Annotated in this window: 5 protein-coding genes; 2 read left to right on the forward strand and 3 right to left on the reverse strand. The window is 69.8% G+C overall.

All coding sequences use genetic code 11. The annotated features are described in order from the left end of the window. Nucleotides 1–851 (reverse strand): alpha/beta fold hydrolase (locus I0Q12_RS15920; RefSeq protein WP_197252833.1); only part of this gene is annotated, 851 nt, incomplete at its 3' end. A 113-nt stretch (nt 852–964) separates the two neighbouring features. On the opposite strand from I0Q12_RS15920, the gene I0Q12_RS15925 reads away from it, so the two are divergent. Both I0Q12_RS15925 and I0Q12_RS15930 read left to right on the forward strand, forming a co-directional pair. Further along, the gene (locus I0Q12_RS15925; protein WP_197252834.1) at nt 965–1,663 is read left to right on the forward strand and encodes a helix-turn-helix domain-containing protein; all 699 of its coding nucleotides are present in this window, start codon (nt 965–967) and stop codon (nt 1,661–1,663) included. Between the two features lie 130 nt (nt 1,664–1,793). Beyond that, complete coding sequence (locus I0Q12_RS15930) at nt 1,794–2,291, forward strand: hypothetical protein (protein WP_197252835.1); 498 nt, start codon at nt 1,794–1,796, stop codon at nt 2,289–2,291. Nucleotides 2,292–2,340: 49 nt separating this feature from the next. Here I0Q12_RS15930 and I0Q12_RS15935 read toward each other — a convergent pair whose 3' ends face one another. Next, nucleotides 2,341–3,336: a hemolysin family protein gene (locus tag I0Q12_RS15935; RefSeq protein WP_197252836.1), complete on the reverse strand. Its 996-nt coding sequence runs from the start codon at nt 3,334–3,336 to the stop codon at nt 2,341–2,343. Next, nucleotides 3,329–4,549: hemolysin family protein (locus I0Q12_RS15940; protein ID WP_197252837.1), on the reverse strand; the 1,221-nt coding region annotated here is incomplete at its 5' end. The genes I0Q12_RS15935 and I0Q12_RS15940, both read right to left, overlap by 8 nt.

Consider the following 4,549-nt stretch of genomic DNA (forward strand, 5'->3'; position numbering starts at 1 on the left):
AGCACCTCGAGGCGGGCGTTCGGAATCAGATCGGCGGCCGCCCGCGCGTCGGCCACCGGCACGACGGGATCGTGGTCACCCCAGATCATCAGGGTGGGAACGGACAGACGACGCAGCTCGTCGGGGCGTATCCGGGTCCCGGATCGGACACCGAACGGCGACAGGAGCGCCCGGAACTCGGCGATGTTGGCGGCGGTGGCGACCGGGTCGTGCGCTGCGTCCACGAGTGAGTCGAGTAGGTCCGGGTACCGCAGGATGGTGTCGCCCTCGCCCACCGAGGACATCAGGTGGAGCAGCATCCGACGGCCCGGTGTGACCGTGCGAGTGAGCAAGGGGCCCACTACCGGTGTCGCCATGAGCCGGATCCCCGGCGGGATCCGGGCGCCGGGAAACAGCGGGACGGATCCGAGCAGGACCAGACCGCGCACGCGCTCGGGGCGGTCCAGGGCGTACCAGACCGACCAGCATCCGCCTCCCGAGGCTCCGGCCAGCACCACCGACCCGAGACGGAGTTCGTCGAGGACGTCGTCGACGAACCGGACCGCGAACTGTCGAAAGTCATTGCGCGGGAACGTATGTGGATCGCTGAGTCCGAATCCCGGCCGGTCGACGAGGTAGGAGTGCGTTGCCGTCATGGGGTCGAGCAGCATCAGGTGGGACAGCGACGAGGTGTTGTTGCCGTGCAGGTGAACGACCGGCGGCCCGCAACCGGACTCGATCACGTGAACCCGACCGGTGCGCGTCCGGACGAAGCGACCCTCGGCGCCGGCCGCCCGGACCATCCGGTTGTACCTGGCTCGTAGCGTATCCGGGTGCCGCGGCACCTGCGGTTTGCTCAGCTGGGTGGCCATCGTGACTCCTGGGGCGAACTTCGTGCTGCTGTCAGAATCCGCGCCCTCGACGGGGGAGAGCCAGTTCGAAGTTCGAACCGTCCGACGGCGTCCGACGGTGGGACACTCGTGTCGTGGGCTCGAGCGAGTTCGTCGGATATTGCTCGTTCACCAAGGCCATCGAGCACCTCGGCGACCGCTGGAGTCTGCTCATCGTTCGGCAGCTGGGGACGTTCGGGCCGCAGGGATTCAACGAACTGGCCACCGGGCTGCCCGGTCGCATCTCGCGCTCGGTGCTCGCCGACCGGTTGCGCCGCCTGGAGACGCTCGGGCTGGTGTCGCGTTGTGCCGGCCCGGATCCGCACCCCGCGTACCGCCTCACGGAGGTCGGGGAAGGCTTGACGGCGACACTCGGCTCGCTGCGGGCGTGGGCGGAGACCTGGCTCCCGGACGATCCCGACATGCTGGACCGCGACCCGGACATCGTGCTCGGCTGGCTGGCGCAGCGGGCGGATCCAGATCGTGCGCCGGAGCGGCCCGTCGTCGTGGAACTGCGGTTGCACCACCGGCACGACCGCCGATACTGGCTCGTGCTGCAGCGAGGTGCCGCACCGTACGGGTGCCTCACGGACCCGCTCCTCGACGTGAGTCGCTATGTGTACCTGGAGTCCTCGATGCCGGCGCTGCTCGCGCTCGCCCGGGGCAGGCGCGACTGGGCGGACGCGTTCGGGGACCGCTCGGTCACGGCGGCAGGAGATCCCGAGCTGATCGGCCGGGTGAGCGCGTGGTTCCGGCCCGCGTCGGACCAGCCGTGCGCGCACCGAAACGCTTGATGCGCGGCGGGGCCACACCCTCTACGGTTCCCGGGCTGTTCGGGGCGACAGGGTGTCGTAGCCGCGAGATACCGTCGGCCCGAGCGAACGGCATATGCCTGGGGCATCGACCGACCTGCAGGGGAACTCGATGGACAGTCGTGACGAACGCGTGCGGAACCGGAAGGCGGCGAGGCGCGCCGACCGTGCACTGTGCCCGGTCCCGGTGGCCGAGGCACTCGGGCTGCGGGTTGCAAAGGTAGCCGCTGCCATGCGGTGGCACGGGATCGAGGGACCGCTGGACGTGGCGACCGCGCGGCGATGGTTGCGAGGCCTCGAACCCATTCCGGACTGGTGCGCCGAACTCCTGGCCGAGGCAGCCGCCCGGTCGGCGCAGCGTGCCGCGCGAAAACGGAACGAGCAGATCGAGTTCGAACACACGCTGCTGCTCCGGATCGCGCGGGTATACCGGTTGCTCGAGAACGGTAATCGTCGACGCTTCCGCGATGCCGACATGGACATCGTCACGGATGTCGCGCTCGCGGCGTGGAGGGAGCTGATGAGGGGCGTCGATCCGTCCGCACTGTCGAACGGCGAGCTCCGGGCCCTGCGACTGTGCGCCATCGACCCGGAGCATCCGGAAGGGTAACGGTGTGCCTTTGTGGCGGTTGGGGCCGCCACAAAGGCACACGGGCGCGTCAGCGCACGAGGAGACGCTGGAGCACGTCCGAGATCGTGATCAGTCCGACGACCTGCCCATCGTCGGTGACGGTGGCGAGATGGTTGCGGGTTTCCCGCATGGTCCGCAACGCCTCGTACACCGGGACCGCGGCCTCGACGGTCAGCGCGGGCCGCATCAGCTCACCCGCGCTCACCTCGGGTGCGTGGAGGCTGTCGCGCACGTGCACGACCCCGTCGACGTGACCGTTGCCGCGCACCAGCAACCGCAGGTGCCCGGTCCGGCGGGCGGTCTCCCGGATCTCGGCGCCCGACGCATCCGGCGGCACGCTGCTCGGCCGGTCGTTCGGGGCGACGATGTCGCCGACCGTCAGCGCTTCCAGCTCCAGGGCGCTCGTCAGATGGCCGTGGTAGCGCTCGTCGAGAGTGCCCACCGTGGCCGAATGCTCGACGAGGTGCCGCAACGCATCCGGATCCTGACCGGTGGCCACCTGATCGACCGGTTCCACCCCGGCCCTGCGCAGGCACCGGTTCGCCATCCGGTTCAGCTGCACGATGACCGGTCGGGTGAACCACATGAACACCCGCATCGGGATCGCCAGCATCGTCGCCGACTTCTCCGGATGCGCGATCGCCCACGACTTCGGTGCCATCTCACCGACCACCAGGTGCAGGAACGTCACGATGATCAGCGCGAGCACGAACCCGGCGACATCGGCCAGCCACGTGGGGGCACCCCAACCCGCTATGAGCGGGGTCAGCCAGTGATGCACGGCCGGTTTGGTCACCGCACCCAGTGCCAGGGTGCACACCGTGATGCCGAGCTGGGAGCCGGCGAGCAGCACCGACAGTTCCGTCGCGCTGCGCAACGCGGCCCGCGCGGCACGGCTGTGCGGGGCGGCGTCCTCGAGGCGGTGCCGTCGCGCGGCGATCAGCGCGAACTCGACGGCGACGAAGAACGCACTGGCCGCGATCAACGCGACCGTCGCGGCCGCCACGATCCAGGGGTTACTCATCGATGTTCACCTCGGGCTCGGTGCGGACGGTGACGTGCAGCGAGGACGGCACGTGCTTGTCGATGGCCCGCACCTCGGCGACCAGGGTGCGGCGGGGGAGGCGATCGTCACTCACCAGGTCGGCGGGATCCGCGTCCAGGGCGATCTCGACGCGATCGCCGACGGCGGGCAGGCCACCGAATTCGGCGATGACCAGCCCGGCGACGGTCTCGTAGTCGCCGTCGGGCAGCGTCCGGCCGAGCGTTCGGCCGACCTCGTCGAGATGCGCGGTGCCGCGTACCGTCCAGCCGTCGCCGGCACGCACGATCACCGCGGTGTCGGCCTCGGGATCGTGCTCGTCGGCGATCTCGCCGACCAGTTCCTCAGCGATGTCCTCGACGGTGACGACCCCGGCGAAACCGCCGTACTCGTCGATGACCAGCGCCATCTCCTCGTGGGCCTCGCCGAGGCGCGCGAGGACGTCCGGCAGCGGCAGTGTGGTCGGCACGATCACCGCGGGCCGGTGCACGGAGCCGGCGGGGCCGTCGGTCCGGTCGAGTTCGAGCAGGTCGTGCAGGTGCACCACACCGTGCAGGTCGTCGGTGGAGGCACCCACGACCGGGTAACGGGTGTGGCCGGTGCTCATCGTCGCGAGCACCCGGTCGACGGGTTCGTCGACGTGGACGACATCCACCCGGGCGCGCGGAATCATGGCGTGCTCGGCGGTGCGGGTGGGGAAGTCGAGGATGCGGTCGAGCAGTGTCGACAGCTCCGGCGGCAGCTCTCCGGTGTCGCGGGATTCGGCGACGATGTGCTCGAGATCGCGGACGGTTGCCGAATGTTCCACGTCGTGAACGGGTTCGATCCGCAACAGCCGCAGCAGCAGATTCGACGCCGCGTCGAACAGCGTGATGAGCCAGCCGAACAACTTCAGGTAGACGGTCGTCGACAGCGCGAGCTTCCGCGCGACCGGTTCGGGACGGGCGATGGCCAGGTTCTTCGGGAACAGTTCGCCGAACACCATCTGCACGACGGTGGAGAACAGCACCGCGAGCACGGTGCCGACGGCCACCCCGACGGCGGTGGGAACACCGACGCCGCCGAACAACTCGCCGAGGCCGCTGCCGATGAGCGGTTCGGCGACATAGCCGACGAGCAGGCCTGTGACGGTGATACCGAGCTGTGCGCCGGACAGCATGAACGAGGTGCGGCGGGTGACGCCCAGGGCGCGGGC

It is taken from the genome of Rhodococcus sp. CX, assembly GCF_015865005.1.
Classification (GTDB): domain Bacteria; phylum Actinomycetota; class Actinomycetes; order Mycobacteriales; family Mycobacteriaceae; genus Rhodococcus.